At 45.6% G+C, this 15,878-nt stretch carries 12 protein-coding genes and 1 tRNA gene; 8 read left to right on the forward strand and 5 right to left on the reverse strand.

The annotated features are described in order from the left end of the window. Positions 1 to 242: hypothetical protein (locus A3756_RS28840; RefSeq protein ID WP_231875586.1), on the forward strand; the 242-nt coding region annotated here is incomplete at its 5' end. A gap of 55 nt (positions 243 to 297) precedes the next feature. Here A3756_RS28840 and A3756_RS19890 read toward each other — a convergent pair. Continuing rightward, positions 298 to 374: transfer RNA gene (locus A3756_RS19890), tRNA-Met, on the reverse strand. A 271-nt stretch (positions 375 to 645) separates the two neighbouring features. Between A3756_RS19890 and A3756_RS19895 the strand changes: the two genes are divergently transcribed. After that, complete coding sequence (locus A3756_RS19895; RefSeq protein ID WP_068516496.1) at positions 646 to 1,764, forward strand: sensor domain-containing diguanylate cyclase; 1,119 nt, start codon at positions 646 to 648, stop codon at positions 1,762 to 1,764. Between the two features lie 20 nt (positions 1,765 to 1,784). On the opposite strand, the gene A3756_RS19900 is transcribed toward A3756_RS19895, so the two are convergent. After that, a complete protein-coding gene (locus A3756_RS19900) occupies positions 1,785 to 2,819 on the reverse strand; it encodes an AraC family transcriptional regulator (protein ID WP_068516490.1) in 1,035 nt (344 codons plus the stop codon). Between the two features lie 194 nt (positions 2,820 to 3,013). Here A3756_RS19900 and A3756_RS19905 point away from each other — a divergent pair, with 194 nt between their 5' ends. From A3756_RS19905 to A3756_RS19920, 4 genes are all read left to right on the forward strand, one after another. Continuing rightward, a complete protein-coding gene (locus A3756_RS19905) occupies positions 3,014 to 4,633 on the forward strand; it encodes an FAD-binding oxidoreductase (RefSeq protein WP_068516487.1) in 1,620 nt (539 codons plus the stop codon). 98 nt (positions 4,634 to 4,731) lie between these two features. Further along, positions 4,732 to 6,414 (forward strand): glycerol-3-phosphate dehydrogenase/oxidase, encoded by a 1,683-nt coding sequence (locus A3756_RS19910; RefSeq protein WP_197470275.1) that lies wholly within the window; start codon positions 4,732 to 4,734, stop codon positions 6,412 to 6,414. Continuing rightward, positions 6,414 to 8,021, forward strand: a complete 1,608-nt coding sequence (locus A3756_RS19915) for an FGGY-family carbohydrate kinase (RefSeq protein WP_068554415.1) — start codon at positions 6,414 to 6,416, stop codon at positions 8,019 to 8,021. Before A3756_RS19910 ends, A3756_RS19915 begins: the two co-directional genes overlap by 1 nt. Positions 8,022 to 8,103: 82 nt before the next feature. Beyond that, complete coding sequence (locus A3756_RS19920; protein ID WP_068516480.1) at positions 8,104 to 8,310, forward strand: hypothetical protein; 207 nt, start codon at positions 8,104 to 8,106, stop codon at positions 8,308 to 8,310. A gap of 51 nt (positions 8,311 to 8,361) precedes the next feature. On the opposite strand, the gene A3756_RS19925 is transcribed toward A3756_RS19920, so the two are convergent. Together A3756_RS19925 and A3756_RS19930 are read right to left on the reverse strand one after the other, a co-directional pair. Next, on the reverse strand, positions 8,362 to 11,070 hold the full coding sequence (locus A3756_RS19925) for a nitrate reductase (RefSeq protein ID WP_068516476.1): 2,709 nt from the start codon (positions 11,068 to 11,070) through the stop codon (positions 8,362 to 8,364). A gap of 10 nt (positions 11,071 to 11,080) precedes the next feature. Beyond that, on the reverse strand, positions 11,081 to 12,334 hold the full coding sequence (locus tag A3756_RS19930; protein WP_068516472.1) for an NAD(P)/FAD-dependent oxidoreductase: 1,254 nt from the start codon (positions 12,332 to 12,334) through the stop codon (positions 11,081 to 11,083). Between the two features lie 230 nt (positions 12,335 to 12,564). Between A3756_RS19930 and A3756_RS19935 the strand changes: the two genes are divergently transcribed. Continuing rightward, entirely contained in the window at positions 12,565 to 13,662 is a 1,098-nt protein-coding gene (locus tag A3756_RS19935) for a hypothetical protein (protein WP_068516468.1), read from the forward strand. A gap of 430 nt (positions 13,663 to 14,092) precedes the next feature. Here A3756_RS19935 and A3756_RS19940 read toward each other — a convergent pair whose 3' ends face one another. Beyond that, positions 14,093 to 15,073 (reverse strand): response regulator, encoded by a 981-nt coding sequence (locus tag A3756_RS19940; protein ID WP_068516467.1) that lies wholly within the window; start codon positions 15,071 to 15,073, stop codon positions 14,093 to 14,095. A gap of 300 nt (positions 15,074 to 15,373) precedes the next feature. Here A3756_RS19940 and A3756_RS19945 point away from each other — a divergent pair, with 300 nt between their 5' ends. Beyond that, on the forward strand, positions 15,374 to 15,856 hold the full coding sequence (locus A3756_RS19945; protein WP_068516464.1) for a YajQ family cyclic di-GMP-binding protein: 483 nt from the start codon (positions 15,374 to 15,376) through the stop codon (positions 15,854 to 15,856). Positions 15,857 to 15,878: the final 22 nt, after the last annotated feature.

Raw genomic sequence — 15,878 nt, forward strand, 5'->3', positions numbered from 1 at the left:
AGATGATCTACGTTGTATTTAAGAATACTGATATGAATCGAAATAAAAACATCGTTAAGCCGCTTCACGCAGTAATAGGAACGCAAAAAAGTTGGTTGGTTTTCTGTTTGATATATATGTGGAAGAGGGGAATTGTTGGTACAAGTTACCACGAGATACAAAAGTACCAACGTAGATACCAACACTTCACTGGGATTTCTTGGAACGCTTTGAGTAGCATTGAGACACAAAAAAAGCCGTAATCCCTTTAGGGATACGGCTTCTCTGTCTTGTATCACTACATCTGTAGTGAAAATTTGGTAGCGGGGGCCGGATTTGAACCGACGACCTTCGGGTTATGAGCCCGACGAGCTACCAGGCTGCTCCACCCCGCATCAATCTCGTCTTGATCAAGGTTTGTTGCCTCAATCAATGTGCGCGTATACTATCCATCGATGTGCTTCCCGTCAAGCCTAATTCCATCTTATTTAATAAAAACGGATTTTTATGTGTTAATTAATGCGGGTGGCGGGTGAATTCACTGTCTGGTGATGATCTGAGTCCAATTGCCGCGATAAAATTGCGTTATGCTTCTACAGAGGAAGCGATTTAAACTACAATATACAGATGTCTTAGTTATACCTATCCCAAGCCGGAGATTCTTGGATGCCCTCAGTTGATGACCTCGTTGCGACCGCGAGGCGTAACGAAATAATCGCTCGTAACCTCTTCGATATAGAAGTTGCGATTATGAACATTACTCGTTGTTCGGACTTCTTTATGGCGCTGGTGTCGCTGGTGCAGGAAAAGTTCGAAATCGAGCATGTGTGGACGGTTTTGACGGAAACGCCTTCTAACGCTCATCTGATTGATACTTTGCGCGAAGCTGAGCGTAAAGCTGATAAAGAAGCGCCTGTCATTCTGCGCACAGTGAGTATGGTGGATTTTCTAGGAGCGACTCAGAGTGTCCGAGAGCCAATTTTGGTTAGTCGTGACATCAAGCGCTATCACTCGCTCATGCCTATTGAAGTGAAACGCAATGCCGAGCCTCACGGTGTTCGTTCGCTGGCTGTATTGCCTATTGTGATTGATAGCAAGGTTGTAGGGGCTTTGATGCTGGGTTCAAACTCCGCCGAGCGCTATAGCCCGAGCAAAGATAGCTTCTTTCTGAAGCAGTTGTCTGTAAAAGTCTCTTTCTCGCTAGCGGGTGTATGGGCAAGAGAAAGGATTAGCTTTTTGGCAACGCGAGATCCGCTTACTTTATTACGTAATCGTAGAGAGTTAGAGGAAACGCTTGATCAAGAGTTAAGTCGTCATGCGCGCCAGAAAGAAGATTTGGCGGTCATGTTTATCGATTGTGATGATTTCAAGATAGTCAACGATACCTGCGGTCATGACTGTGGTGATAGTTATCTCAAGCATGTTGCACATCATCTGAATGAGTTAACACGAAAGAGTGATTTGGCATTCCGCTTTGCTGGTGATGAGTTTGTCGTGTTGCTGCCTCATCAGCGCCAAGAAGGCGCTGATATTATTGCAGGGCGTATTCGCGAGCATCTCTTGAATACGCCTCTCAGAGTCGAGGATAAGGTAATTCCTGTTGTGATTAGTTATGGCGTGATTTCGACAGAATCAATGGATCGAGTCGACTCTAAAATGATGCTTAAAATAGCCGATGAGCGGCTTTATGAAATGAAGCGTCAGAAACCTTCCAAACGAGTAAGTGTTCCTGAAACCCAGGATAATGTCGTGGTTGCCAAGGCTGGCCTGGTGAGTACCGACTAATACTCGCCAAGCTGTCGGTTTTATAGGCTTTTCAATTGCGAACTTTCTGTTCGGTACTGCCCTGGTGTCATACCGGTCCAACTTTTAAAGCTGCGATGAAATGAGCGCCCGTCAGAAAAGCCCAGGTTATAAGCAATATCTTGAATTCCTATTTCGGAGCTTTTCAGAAGTTCGGTCGCTAAGTCTAGTCTGACTTCATTTAACAGCGTTTGATAAGAACTGTCTTCAGCGACGAGTTTTCTCTGCAGTGTTCGTTCGGTCATGTTTAGTTCATTCGCAATGAGTTCTTTTCTTGCGCTGCCTAGATTCAATTGGTGTCGAATGAGTGCTTTGACTTTATCAGCAAAGTTCTCACTAGCCAGGCTAAGGTGAGTCATTTGCTCACTAGCATGAGATTCAAGAGTTTTGAGTAGCAGGTTATCGGGTTGGCGAAGTGAAATAGACAGTAGGTCTTTATTTAGCACAATACCGTTGTGCTGAGCCTCAAACTCAACGGGTGCATTGAAGAAGCGGGTATATTCTTCTTGGAGCTTTGCAGAAGGAGCGGGGCGCCCGATTAGTATCTTTTCAGCAGAGGCATTTTGGTTTGCTAACCAGCGTGCAAAGTTTGTCCACGAAGCCAACACGTTATCGATCATATGAGGCCTGACAATCGGGTCGTCGTAAATACAGTGCCAGCACTGCAAGATGCTGTTCCCTAAATCTTTAAAGCTGGTTGTTCCCATATCCCCGACAAGTCTTTCATAGGGCTGTATTTTATCCATGGCTTCACCGATGGTGGCGCAACTCATAGTGATATAGCCAAGCACACTATAGGAGCCTGGCTGAACAAATTGGCTGGTATGAAGCCCGAGCAAGGGGTCATTAGCGCGTTCGATAAGATGTTTAATAAGAGATTGGAACTGGGTTCCAATAATACGCCCATTTGCACTGGCCAGAACATTCGGGTCGATCCCTGAGTCGAGAATGACTTGATGAGTATCGATTTGTTTGCTCTGAGCATATTGTAAATATTGCTGTACGGCAGGAATGGAAGCAAAGCCCAGGTGTTTCATAATTTACTCTTCTCGCAGGAAGTTTGAGAGCACAAAAAGTGTCACTGACTGAATTTGATGATCATAATGTCTGAAATTGTCAGTGAAATTATAGTTTATTCCGTTATTATTTCGAGCTATGTCTTTCTAGAGTGTTGTCCGCTGTTAAGATGCTGGGCACTTTAAACTAAATTTGAATATATATAGGTGAACGCATGCGTCGTTGGAATGGTTGGGGAGATGAAGCAAACAAAATGGATTTGCCACCTACGGGTGAGCAATTTCTTAGTGATCTAGTGGGTGCTTCCAGCCCTTTAGCGGATGCACAGCTGAGTGAAGTTTTGGCTCAAGTTCCAGAAAGTCGTTTACCTGAGCATATATTGATTGATAAAGACCCGGAACAGCGTCTTCGTCATTCTCGCGGTCAAAGTCTGCCTGACTGGCTTGCCATGAGAAGTGGCCGCTTTGAATTCTTCCCCGACGGCGTTGCTTTTCCAGAAACTAAAGATCAGGTCGCTGAGTTGGTCGAGTTTTGTTATGAACATGACATTATCCTGATTCCCTATGGTGGTGGAACCAGCGTCGCGGGGCATATTAACCCTTTTGAATCTGATGAACCGATACTAACTTTATCGCTAGGTCGAATGACTCGCTTGATAGATTTGGATGAGGAGAGTCAGATTGCTACCTTTGGTGCCGGTACACCTGGGCCTTTAGTTGAATCTCAGCTTCGTTCTAGAGGCTATACCTTGGGGCACTTTCCCCAGAGCTTTGAGCTGTCGACCATTGGTGGTTGGGTAGCGAGCCGTTCTAGTGGACAGCAGTCTCTGCGTTATGGACGCATCGAACAAATGTTTGCTGGTGGTAGTGTCGAAACACCTAAGGGGCGTATGGATATTCAAACCATTCCTGCCTCGGCAGGCGGCCCGGATGTAAGAGAGATCTTTATGGGCTCGGAAGGGAGGATGGGCGTAATCTCTGAAGTTAAGGTACGAGTGACACCTTTAGCAGAGCAAGAAGACTTTTACGTTATTTTCTTCCCTTCGTGGACGCAAGCAAAGGAAGCAGCTCGTTATATGGTTCAGAGTAAGGTTCAACTATCGATGCTGCGCTTAAGTAATGCCGTTGAAACCACGACCCAACTTGCTTTGGCTGGTCACCCTGGCCAGATATCAATGCTTGAAAAGTATCTGAGCTTTAAAGGTGCTGCTGAAGGCAAGTGCATGATGACCTTGGGTATAACGGGGCTGCCTGAGCAGTGCCGCCCTGCCCACAAACTAATGAAGAGCATGATTCGTCGTTATCATGGCGTGTACACCGGTAACTTTTTGGGTAAGAAGTGGGCTGATAAACGCTTTAAGATGCCTTACCTACGCGAAGCTCTTTGGGAAAAGGGCTATGTGGTTGATACCCTTGAAACGGCAACCGACTGGGATAATGTAGATAATCTACTTAATAAAATTGAAGACAATTTACGCAATAGTCTTAGCGCTGAAAATGAAAAGGTCCATGTCTTTACCCATCTTTCACACTTCTACGGCCAGGGTTGCAGTATTTATACGACTTATGTGTATCGAGCCGGTGAGAGCTGCGAGCAAGCTTTAGAGCGTTGGAAGCATATGAAATCTTCTACCTCCGAGATTATCGTCAACAATCGCGGTGCAATCAGTCATCAGCACGGAGTTGGTAAAGATCATGCTCCTTTCCTTCCAAAAGAGAAGGGCGAGTTAGGAATGCACCTCATTAAAACTGCTTTTGCAGCCATGGATGAGAAGGGCTTATTGAACCCGGGAACCCTGATAGAAGATGACAGAGTAAAAAGCCTGTTCGACTAGCTTTTTTGCAAGCTCGGCTCAATTTACGGTCCAAAAAAATTATAACTTTTCAAACTCTCGGCGTGACAGCTGCGATATGACGACGACGGAGGTAAGCCGTGTCACAAGATAAACAATATGCATCCTCTATTGCTTATTGGGCGCCAGGTGGCCGAGCGTTAGCCTTAGATGTGCTGCGCTCTGGAAAGGCTTGGGACTTGGTGATTGTTGGTGGCGGGATTACCGGTGCCGGAATCTATCGCGAGGCTGTCGCGCAGGGTTTGAAAACCCTCTTGATAGAGCAAAAAGACTTTGCCTGGGGGACTTCATCACGTTCATCAAAAATGGTTCATGGCGGACTGCGGTATCTGGGAAGTGGACAATTTTCCTTAGCCAATGACTCGGTCAAAGAGCGTCAGAACTTGATGGATGAGTTGCCCGGTTTAGTTGAGCCTTTGCCATTTATTATGGGGCATTACAAAGGTGTTTTTCCCGGGCCTTGGGTGTTTAACAAACTTTTGGCTATTTACGACTACATGGCAGGGAAGCGCTATCGGCAGTTTTTCAAACGAGGCATATTAGACTTTTTAGTCCCGGGCTTGCTTACCAAAAAGTTAAAAGGCGTCACTCAATTTGCTGACGCTTCTACCGATGATGCTCGTTTGGTTTTACGTGTATTGGAAGAGGGCAATCGCGACGGCGGTGTTGCGATCAATTATCTGCGAGCAGAGCAAGTAAGCAAGGACGAAAATGACAGAGTCACGGGCGTCTTGCTGAAAGACCAACTGAGTGCTGAACAGTTTGAGTTGCAGGCAAATGTTGTCATCAATGCTGCCGGGGTATGGACAGATGAACTTCGACAACAGCTCGGTGAAAACAAAGTAATAAGGCCTCTGCGTGGCAGCCATTTAGTTTTGCCTCAGTGGCGCTTGCCAGTGGCGTATTCTGTGAGTTTTTTTCACCCGAAAGATAAGCGGCCAGTGTTTGCTTTCCCCTGGGAAGGTGTGACGGTTGTCGGGACAACGGACCTTGATCACAAGCAAAGTAGTCGAGACGAGTCCAGCATAAGCGCTGGCGAAGTAGCGTATCTGTTAGCTGCTGTGAATCAGCAATTCCCAAATAGTTTGATTTCTGAAAGCGATGTTATAGCGACGTACTCGGGTGTTCGCCCTGTTGTCAGTAAACATTCTAGCAAGCAAGAAGCTGACTTGAGTAAACCGGCAAAGCCTTCTGATGAAAAGCGTGAACATGTTGTCTGGGATAATCGAGGCATGGTGAGCGTTGCAGGAGGTAAGCTGACGACTTATCGTTTAATCGCCTTGGATGTGCTTCAAACGGCGGCGAGATATTTAAATCGGAAACCTGAAGACTTTAAGTCGAGTACACACTTTCCTGAGACTGACCATGTAATGGCTTCAGCTCATATCAATGCACCTCAGATTCGTAGGCTAAAAGGACGCTATGGCTTTGGCGCAGAACGTATCGTTGAGCTGGTAGATAGGAAACCTGAGTTAGCAGACAAAGTCTTGACTAGTGATACCATATTCGCTGAGCTTGTTTATGCCTGTGAAACTCAACTAGTCGTGCATTTAGACGATCTAATGCTGCGCCGCACTCGTTTAGGACTTGTTCTTCCTAAAGGTGGTGAGGCCGTGCTTACTCGCGTCAAGGCTCATTGTTTGGAAGCTTTAGGCTGGGATGAGCCTCGTTGGGATCAGGAGGCGAGCAGGTATCAGCGTATTATTAGTGCTCATTATTCTCTTCCTGTCGAAGAAGCCAAAAAAGAAGAGCGGGTGGTGTGATGAGCGAGCAGTATATCTTCACCATTGATAACGGTACTCAAAGTGTTCGGGCCATAATATTTGATACCCAAGGTAATTTGATCGCTAAGGGCAAACAAGAGCTCGAGCCTTACTTCTCTAGCCAGCCGGGCTGGGCTGAACAAGATCCAGAGTATTACTGGTCTTCATTAAAAAAAGCTTGCGATAAACTATGGGCTGCAGCTGATATTGATCGTTCCAGGATTATTGCAGCAACGGTCACCACGCAGCGCGGTACGGTCGTTAATGTTGATGAGCAGGGAAGGCCTGTGAGGCCAGCCATTGTCTGGCTAGACCAGCGTAGGGCAGAGGTAAAAGGGGATGTGCCCGGTTTTTGGAAGTGGTTGTTTAAAATCGCCGGGGTTGAAGATGTTGTACATCGATTTCGAGAGAAATCGCAGGCATTATGGATTTCCCAGAGCCAGCCTGAAATATGGCGCAAGACACATAAGTTTCTGCTGTTATCAGGCTATTTGAGCTTTAAGCTAACGGGAGAATTTAAAGACTCTGTTGGTGCCCAGGTTGGTTACATTCCCTTTGATTATAAGAAGTTAAAGTGGGCTGCTGAATCAGACTGGCGTTTTAAGATTTTGCCTTCTTTGTGCAAAGACATGTTACCTGAGCTGGTAGATCCTGGGGAATCATTAGGTGCTTTGACCAAAGAGGCAGCAACTCATTTGGGGCTAGATGAAGGCTTACCTATCATTGCCTCGGCGTCTGATAAAGCCTGCGAGATTATCGGCTCTGGCGGCAACCGGCCTGATATCGCTTGTATGAGCTATGGCACGACAGCGACAATCAATACAACTAACTCTAAACATATTGGACCGATTAAATACATGCCGGCTTATCCGGCTGCAATTCCAAAGTACTTTTCATCCGAGATTATGATTTATCGCGGTTTTTGGATGGTGAGTTGGTTCAAAAAAGAGTTTGGCCTACGAGAGCAAAAGATAGCCGAAGAGAGAGGCATAGAACCTGAACAGTTATTTGATGAACTGGTGAATCAGGTTCCGGCGGGCTCGATGGGGCTTATGTTGCAACCATACTGGTCACCGGGTGTGCGCGACCCTGGGCCGGAGGCAAAAGGCGGTATTATCGGGTTTGGTGATGTGCATACTCGCTCCCATATCTATCGCGCTATTCTGGAAGGTTTGGCTTACGGCTTAAAGGAAGGCATGCAGCGTCTGGAAAAGCGAAACGGGCTTAAGGTGAAAACCTTGCGTGTCTCGGGGGGCGGCTCTCAAAGTGATGCCGCGATGCAATTAACTGCTGATGTCTTTGGTATGCCTGCAGAAAGACCTCACACCTATGAAACCTCTGGCTTAGGGGCTGCCATTGATGTTGCTGTTGGTTTAGGCGTTTATGCAAGCTTCGATGAAGCCATTGAGAATATGGCGCGTGTTGGCAAGGTGTTTCAGCCAAACCCTGAACGAGTTAAGTTGTATGCTCGTTTGTATAAAGAAGTTTATTTGAAGATGTATCCCCAGCTGCAACCACTTTATAAGACAATTCGCGATATTACAGGTTACCCTGAGNAGTTTGGGATCTGTATTTCAATAGTAGACAGTATAAAAATGAAAGAGTAGACTCATATTTCTGGTTAAAAAAAGATCAGTGTTGTTCTTATTCCGTTGTAAAAATTTAAAAATAAAAAGCAGGGATTAATGAATGAAAAAATATACTCGAAATACCATTTTATACTCAGCGCTCACCGTTTCGTTTGTTGCAAGCTATTGGATTGTTCGGCAAGACGCCCAGCAACTCGACCCTTTAGTTTCAGATGTGCCCTTGATCGAAATTAATGAGCAAGCCTCGGAAGGCTTTAACACCCCTCGTCAGCCGAGTACCGTACTCGTTAGCCGCTACGACCCTTAGGAGGAATAAGCCTCGTACTTAGCTTGTACGAGGCTTATTGTCAGCTTGCCCTTAAGTAAATAGCGCTTTTATCTCAGGTACGCAAGAGCCACAATTGGTGCCAGCTTTACAGACTTTTCCAACTTCCTGTGGGCTTGTTAGTTGGTGTTCCTTTATTGCCGTTTGAATGGTTTTTTTCCCGACATTAAAGCAGGCGCATATGATTTTACCGACATCCGGCGTACCTATGGGTGGTTTGCCTGTTAATAAAGCCATGCGGCTTTCTGTATCTAAGGTTTCAGGGTGCTTATCGGTATGACTAAATAATGAGGCGATCCAGCTTCGCTCGGGTAGTTGGTAGTTCGAACCTACGATGAGCACAGCTTGAAGTATGCCTTCATTAAAGCAGGCGGTTCGAAATAATCCTTGATGCTCATCTTGATAGGTTTGCCACTCTAGCTCTCCTGAGTGGATTCTGATTTGACTGGACAGATGGGTTTGCCAGTGCTTGATTTGCCGCCTTCCTGCAAGTTCGTAATGGAAGTAGCCATCGCCTTTGATGAGTACGGTGTAGTCAATGCCATCAAGAATTAAAGGGTGACGTGAAATAACAAAACCGTGCCAGTTGGTTTGGTAAGCTTTGATGCTAACCGGCGTGTGCTTGCTTTCGGGTTGGAAGGATATTGGATCAATCTCTGGGTTAACGACTACTCCAACGCGCCCCTGGCTGCTGAATTGAGAGGTCCAGTGCATGGGGACAAATAGCTCTCCCTGCGGAAGGCGTTTAGTGACCTCCACTCGTGCAAGCATGCTTCCCCAATGACTTTCTATTTCAGCTATATCGCCCTGACTTAAACCGAACTTATGAGCGTCTTCAGGAGTGATCTCGACATAGGGCTCCGGCTTATGCTGGTTTAGCCTCGCTGATAAGGCAGTGCGGGTCATGCTATGCCATTGGTCTCGAACCCGTCCGGTATTCAAAGCAAGGGGCCAGGCCTCTGACAATGAGTTAACAGGTGGGCGATGTCTGAGTGCTATGAGTTTGGCTTTGCCGGAGGCGGTAAAGAAACCTCCTTCAGAAAAAAATCGTTTTACACCATTCGGGTGAGTGTTGTTTACGGGCCATTGCACAGGTTCTAGCGAGTCGTATTGTTCGTCACTAAGCTCTGCCAAGCCAGAGATATCGAAATCTCTAGGCCGTTGTTCAGCCGTATTTTTAAAGCCTGTTAGTGCTGCATGTTCCCGAAAAATATCGGCAGCAGATTTAAAATTAAATGCTTCGTGGTAGCCCATGGCTTTGGCTACTTGGCAGATAATCCACCAGTCGGGCTTGGCTTCACCTGCTGGTGGTAGCAGCGCTCGTTGGCGCGAAATTCGTCGTTCGGAATTGGTGACAGTACCGTCTTTTTCGCTCCAGCCCAAAGCGGGCAGTTTGACTTCGGCTCGATCTAAGGTATCCGCATGAGCGACACAGTCAGACACAACGACGAAGTCACATTGTTCAATGGCTTTCCTTACTTTTTCTGCATTGGGAAGGCTGGCGACCGGGTTGGTTGCCATGACCCATAGGGCTTTGATCTTTCCTGATGCGACGGCGTCGAAGAGCTCAATCGCTGGCATGCCTGGTGTATTGGCAAGGTTTGGGGTATTCCAGAACTCACTAAGTAGGCTTGTGTCCTGTTCATTAAACTCTAGGTGAGCCGCGAGTTGGTTTGCTAGACCGCCAACTTCACGCCCCCCCATTGCATTGGGTTGCCCCGTTAATGAGAAGGGGCCGCTGCCAGGTTTTCCAATGCGCCCTGTTGCTAGGTGACAGTTGAGAATGGCGTTAACTTTGTCAGTGCCGGACGAAGACTGATTGACCCCTTGGCTATATAGGCTCAATGTTTCTTGTGTATCACGAAACCATTCGAAAAAAGTCTTGATGATGTGGGGGGCAACATTACACTTCTCGGCGACAGTTGAAATATTGAAGGCATCTTGCTGCGCAGCCAAAATACATTGATCAAAGCCTTCAGTATATCGTTCGAGGTAGTCATTATCGATTACTCCCTCTTGATATAAGAAGGCGAGTAAGCCGTTAAACAAGGCGACATCACTACCCATTTTCACTGGAATATGCAGGTCGGCAATATCGCAGCTATCGGTCTTTCGAGGGTCAATAACGACGAGCTTCATGTCCGGGTTTGTTTCTTTGGCTTTTTTGATGCGTTGGAACAGTACCGGGTGGCACCATGCTGCGTTAGAGCCTATCAGAACAACTAGCTTAGAGAGTTCAAAATCTTCATAGCAGTTGGGAACCGTGTCGCTGCCGAAGGCGCGCTTATGGCCAACGACGGAGGAAGACATGCATAGACGGCTGTTAGTGTCGATATTGGCGCTGCCAATAAACCCTTTCATCAGCTTATTAGCGACGTAATAATCTTCGGTTAAGAGCTGGCCAGAAGCATAAAACGCAACGGACTCGGGGCCATATTGATCGATAGTTTCTTTAAATCGGGTAGCGACATGATTGATAGTCTGATCCCAGCTGGCCGTTTTCCCTTTGATAATGGGCTTCAATAGCCTGCTAGATAGATCTAGGGTTTCACCTAGTGCCGAGCCTTTTGAGCAGAGACGGCCAAAGTTAGCTGGGTGGTGCGGGTCGCCTTGTATTGTCACGTCCCTGTTATCAGCGTGTGTTGTTGCAATAATGCCGCAGCCTACACCACAGTAGGCGCAGGTGGTCTTTATTTCCTGCGGTTTTGTGCTTGTCTCTGTTGAGTTGATCATTTGAGTCATCTTGATGTTCCTAACCCGCTAAATCTAAGGTGGTAGTTTGCTTGGCGGTTTGAAAGTAGCCTTGGCCGAATATCAAAAACTCTCTCATGTCTTCGATATTGCAGCGCTGTTCAAGTAAGCTTTGATACCATGAGCCGTCTTTGGTATCGCCATATAGAACAACGCCTATGATGTGCCTATCTTTGATAACAAGCTTTTTATATACCTTGGCAGAAGGATCAGAAAAACGGATTTCCTCGCTTTCTTCATCACCTAAGAAATTACCGAGTGAGAATAAGTTAATACCGGTTACTTTTAATTTGGTCGCACTGGGGAGAGTCTTGTATTCCGCAACACCGTGGCCACTGAGGTGATTAGCACATACTCTGGCTTGCTCGAACAAAGGTGCTACCAGGCCAAAAGTGTCGCCTCTATGCTGAATGCACTCCCCCACAGCATAGATGCTAGGGTCGTACGTTTGTAATGTATCGCTGACAACAATGCCTTTTTCACAATGTAAGCCCGCTTTCTCAGCCAGTTCAAAATTTGGCCTGACGCCAATCGCCATAACAAATAAGTCGCAGTCGAGCTCACTTCCATCGGCAAAGCGAACGGCTCTAACATGCCCTGAATCATCTGCAAGAAGCTCTTCTGTCTCGGCCGGCATTTTAAACTTAACGTTTCGGCTTGTGAGTTCCTGCTGGAGTAAGTGACCGGCTGTCGCATCGAGCTGTCTGTTAAGGAGCACTTCCTTGCTATGAATAACGGTAACGTGCATGCCTCGCTGCGCAAGGCCGTTGGCTGCTTCAAGACCTAGTAGCCCGCCGCCTAAGACCACTGCATTCTTTTTTGTCTCGCTATAGGCAAGCATCTTATTGACATCATATATATCGCGAAAGGCGATCACACCTTCGAGTTTGCTTCCTGGAATAGGAAGAATAAAGGGTTTAGAGCCTGTTGCTATCAGTAGTCTGTCATAACGTGCTTGAGTGCCATCACGTGCTGTGACGCAACGTTTGCTTCTATCGATATCAATAACCAGCTTATCTGCTCCGGAATACAGGGTTATATTATGGTCGTGATACCATTGCCGGTCATGAATAATGATATCTTCAATGGACTTTTCTCCACAGAGTACGGGGGATAGCATGATTCGGTTGTAGTTGCCGTAGGGCTCAGCACCAAAGACCGTAATATCAAACTTTTCAGGAGAGGCGCTGACTAACTCTTCTACAGCTTTCATTCCAGCCATGCCGTTTCCGATTACCACAAGCTGCTGCTTCATCTCTAATCTCCGTACTGCCGTGTTATGAATGCTATAATCAATACATTGCTAATTTTTGCAAGTTATCGCAGCAATTTATATACCATTGGAGGTATGATTCTAACTCAACATGGTTAAGTACGCTGCAAGTCTCTTTAATAAGGCACTTAAGATTGACTTAGCTTAAGTTCATATACGGTTCACGGATGGATTAGTTTTGCACTATTTTGGTTCAACGTGTGGGTTGTTTGATGCGCCAAGGTCGATATAAAAATAATTATAGAATGTTTCATCGTTTGCTTGTTTTTATCTGTGTGTTGTTATCGTGGCGCATTTCTTATGTCGATGCTAATGAACTCAAAAAGACCGACATCGCCTTGCCAGCTTCCTATGAGGGTGACTCAAGCGCTCAAGATGAGATAGCAGAGGGCTCCCCTTACTTCGATAATTCGACTATCTCCTGGATTGAAACAAAACGCAGAGCATTGGCCGGAGATATCGTTGCTTTAGGCGCATATATTGATGGTTTGATGGGTGATCTAGAAGCCATTTCAGATCACAATCAAAGTTATGTAAAACTTTATTTGGGCTTAGGTGAGTCGAAATACTATGGGACAGAAGCGCTTCATAGATTGCGTTTTAGTTTAGATTTACCCATAACAAAAAGACGTTTTCGTTTTATTTTGGAAAGTGAAGATGAAGAAGCAGAAAACTCCGTGGATCAGGAGAGTACTAGGTCCTCCTTGAGTGAAGAGTCCGGTGAGGATGGCATTAATGCAAGTTTTAGGCTTTTATTTGATGCACGCCATTGGGATCGCCTTTCCTTTGACTGGGGGCTTAAAGCAAATTTGGACCCCGATATATTTTCAAGGGCTCGAGGAATTCGTAGCTGGAGTTTGTCAGAAAAGTGGTCATTAACTTTCTCTCCAGAGTTGTTTTGGTATGAAAGCCGGGGGGCAGGAGCCCGATCATCTTTCGATTTTGATCGCTTGGTTGGTGACTTTTATCTGCTTCGTCTACAGTCTTCCGTTGTTTGGTATGAAAGGTACGGACACAGGCGATACGTTCAAAACCTTGCTTTTTTCCATGACATCAATCAGCGGCGAGCGCTGGAATACTCGTTTGGATTTTCTGCCGATGAACGACAGCATCATACCGTTGTATCAGAGTATTTTGCGCAAATTCGCTATCGACGTAATTTGTATAAAGGCTGGTTTTTCTATCAGTTGAATATTGGCACAACATTTCCTAGGGAATATGAATATAAAACTAACCCTTTTATCGGTATCAGGTTTGAAATTTTGTTATCTGATGACCTGGAGAAAGTGCTAAGAACACGCCTTTACTAAAGCGGACAGACACAAAAAAAGGCTAAGTTCATAAAAACTTAGCCCTAAATTGCTTGAAGATAAGCAAAACGAAAATGATGAAGAACTTGTAAATAGCTTTGGATAATAGCAGCCCGAAAAAACAGCGGAGGTACAACAAAACCCTCCGCTAACGGGGGATACTACTCAAATCCACGAAAATAATTCTAGGTTATAAGAGGCCGTAACAATATAGTTTTTGAGTAAGGTCTTGTAAGGGATTGTGTTGCTATTGTGAGGTGCTGTGATGTGATGTACTAGCCTGCTAGCGAGCCTATAGACGGCTCGGTCTACAGGCTTTGGCAGTCTACTTATATTGAATAAATAACGAAAACGGCAGGCGGAGGGTTTCACCCCTAGCATGATCAACCCCTTGCCGTGCTATCCCATTTTGGAGTATTAATCGGGCTATTTACAGTATGCTAGTGTTCGGCTCATTCTTCCAGCGAGAGATTACAATCGTGTCTGTTTCAATTGCCTGGCGCATTTGCTGTTGGCAGCCTTCTTCTATGTCACTTACGCGCGGCACTGAGGCACTATCATCAACTGTACAAATACATGATGCGATTTTGACTGACACATAACCGGAAGCTGTGCGGAAAGATTTTAGATTTATACCATCATGAATGCGGCGATAAGAACTGATAGAGCAATGATCTATGTTGCCAAAGTTAGCGATGATCGCGTATTGATGTTCTGCAACGCGGCAAAGAACATCTAAGGGGCGAATTAGGCTTCTTAAGCGGCGCGTTATACCTAGTGCGACTTCTTCACAGGTCATGTGGTTGTGCTGCTTTTTGATGACAGGCCAGTTTTTGATATCAATTAGCATGTAACTAATTGCGCCACCACGAGACTCGGTGTGCCTGAGAAAGTTTGCTAAAGTCTCTTGCGCGAGACGTTTATTACCAATACCTGTTTCAATATCGACAATATTCTTTTCTTCGAGGTGTTTATTGTTTTCAATGAGCAAATGATTTGCAGACAGTAAAGTATTCTGTCGCTCTGACATTCTGTCTGCGGCATACACGCGAGGAAGAAGTTGCTTAGACATTTCTGACTTGAAGATGAAGTCGTCGATACCTTTGTCGAAGGCTTCATTTAGAGCGCTGCTACCTTCTTTCGCTGTCAAGAGTATTACATAAGTAAAGTGGTTGTTTTGCTCATCTAACTGCCGGACTTGAGCTGTTAACTCTAAGCCATCAATTTCTGGCATTAACCAATCTGCAATGAGTACACTAGCTTGGCGCTTGTCTAGCATCGCTAGGGCTGTGTTGGCATCGTTGGCGATGCGGACGTCTCTATAGCCTGCTTTGCCAAGCGTTTTGGCTATGATTGTGCTGCTGAATTTTGTGTCATCCACTACTAGAATGGAAAGATCGAGATTGGGCATGAGTCCAGGTCCTTATCCGAGTCTCTGATTCTTCAATACGATATACAAATCCGTTTACTATTTCGGCTATCGCGTGTAGCGCTAAGCGCTTATGGTCAGCGTGCTTAGTTGCTACAAAATTCTACTGCGAGAAAAAGTTACTCAGCTTTATTATTGTTTCCCCAGTTTAGACGTGTTTTTAGCTTTGTGCGAAAGTCATTTACAAGAGATTCTCTTGAAACTGATTTTTCAAGTAACTACTCAAGTCACTACCCGCTATAATGGGGAAAATTTATTGTTAATGATACGCGGGAGTATACCATGCCATCTTTTGATACGGTCTCAGAACTTGACATGCATGAGGTCACAAATGCAATTGATCAAGCAAAACGTGAACTAGGTAACCGTTGGGACTTTAAAAATGTTCAGGCCGATATTGTTGTCGAAGGGACACGAGTCACTTTTTCAGCCGAGCAGGACTTTCAGCTTGAACAGCTTATCGAAATGCTGCAGATGGCATTTGCTAAACGAAAGCTTGATGTTCGTTCTCTGACTGAGGCGGGTGACAGTAAAGCGGGCAAGTTAGTTAAAAGAAGTTTTGATATCAAACAGGGAATTGATAAAGATGTTGCACGAAAAATGGTTAAGATGGTGAAAGAAGCCAAGCTTAAAGTTCAGGTGGCAATTCAAGGTGATAAAGTTCGTGTTACGGGTAAAAAACGAGATGACTTGCAAGAAGTGATGCGCTTCTTCAAAGAATCGGATCTTGATATTCCGCTGCAATTCAATAATTTTAGAGATTAAGCTTAGAACGCTGAATCGGCTG

Source organism: Oleiphilus sp. HI0086, assembly GCF_001635225.1.

Bases quoted from the DNA above. Each gene is read 5' to 3' on its own strand.
- A3756_RS19895 (WP_068516496.1), top strand. From the start codon at position 646: ATGCCCTCAGTTGATGACCTCGTTGCGACCGCGAGGCGTAACGAAATA.
- A3756_RS19900 (WP_068516490.1), bottom strand. From the start codon at position 2,819: ATGAAACACCTGGGCTTTGCTTCCATTCCTGCCGTACAGCAATATTTA.
- A3756_RS19905 (WP_068516487.1), top strand. From the start codon at position 3,014: ATGCGTCGTTGGAATGGTTGGGGAGATGAAGCAAACAAAATGGATTTG.
- A3756_RS19920 (WP_068516480.1), top strand. From the start codon at position 8,104: ATGAAAAAATATACTCGAAATACCATTTTATACTCAGCGCTCACCGTT.
- A3756_RS19925 (WP_068516476.1), bottom strand. From the start codon at position 11,070: ATGACTCAAATGATCAACTCAACAGAGACAAGCACAAAACCGCAGGAA.
- A3756_RS19930 (WP_068516472.1), bottom strand. From the start codon at position 12,334: ATGAAGCAGCAGCTTGTGGTAATCGGAAACGGCATGGCTGGAATGAAA.
- A3756_RS19935 (WP_068516468.1), top strand. From the start codon at position 12,565: ATGCGCCAAGGTCGATATAAAAATAATTATAGAATGTTTCATCGTTTG.
- A3756_RS19940 (WP_068516467.1), bottom strand. From the start codon at position 15,073: ATGCCCAATCTCGATCTTTCCATTCTAGTAGTGGATGACACAAAATTC.
- A3756_RS19945 (WP_068516464.1), top strand. From the start codon at position 15,374: ATGCCATCTTTTGATACGGTCTCAGAACTTGACATGCATGAGGTCACA.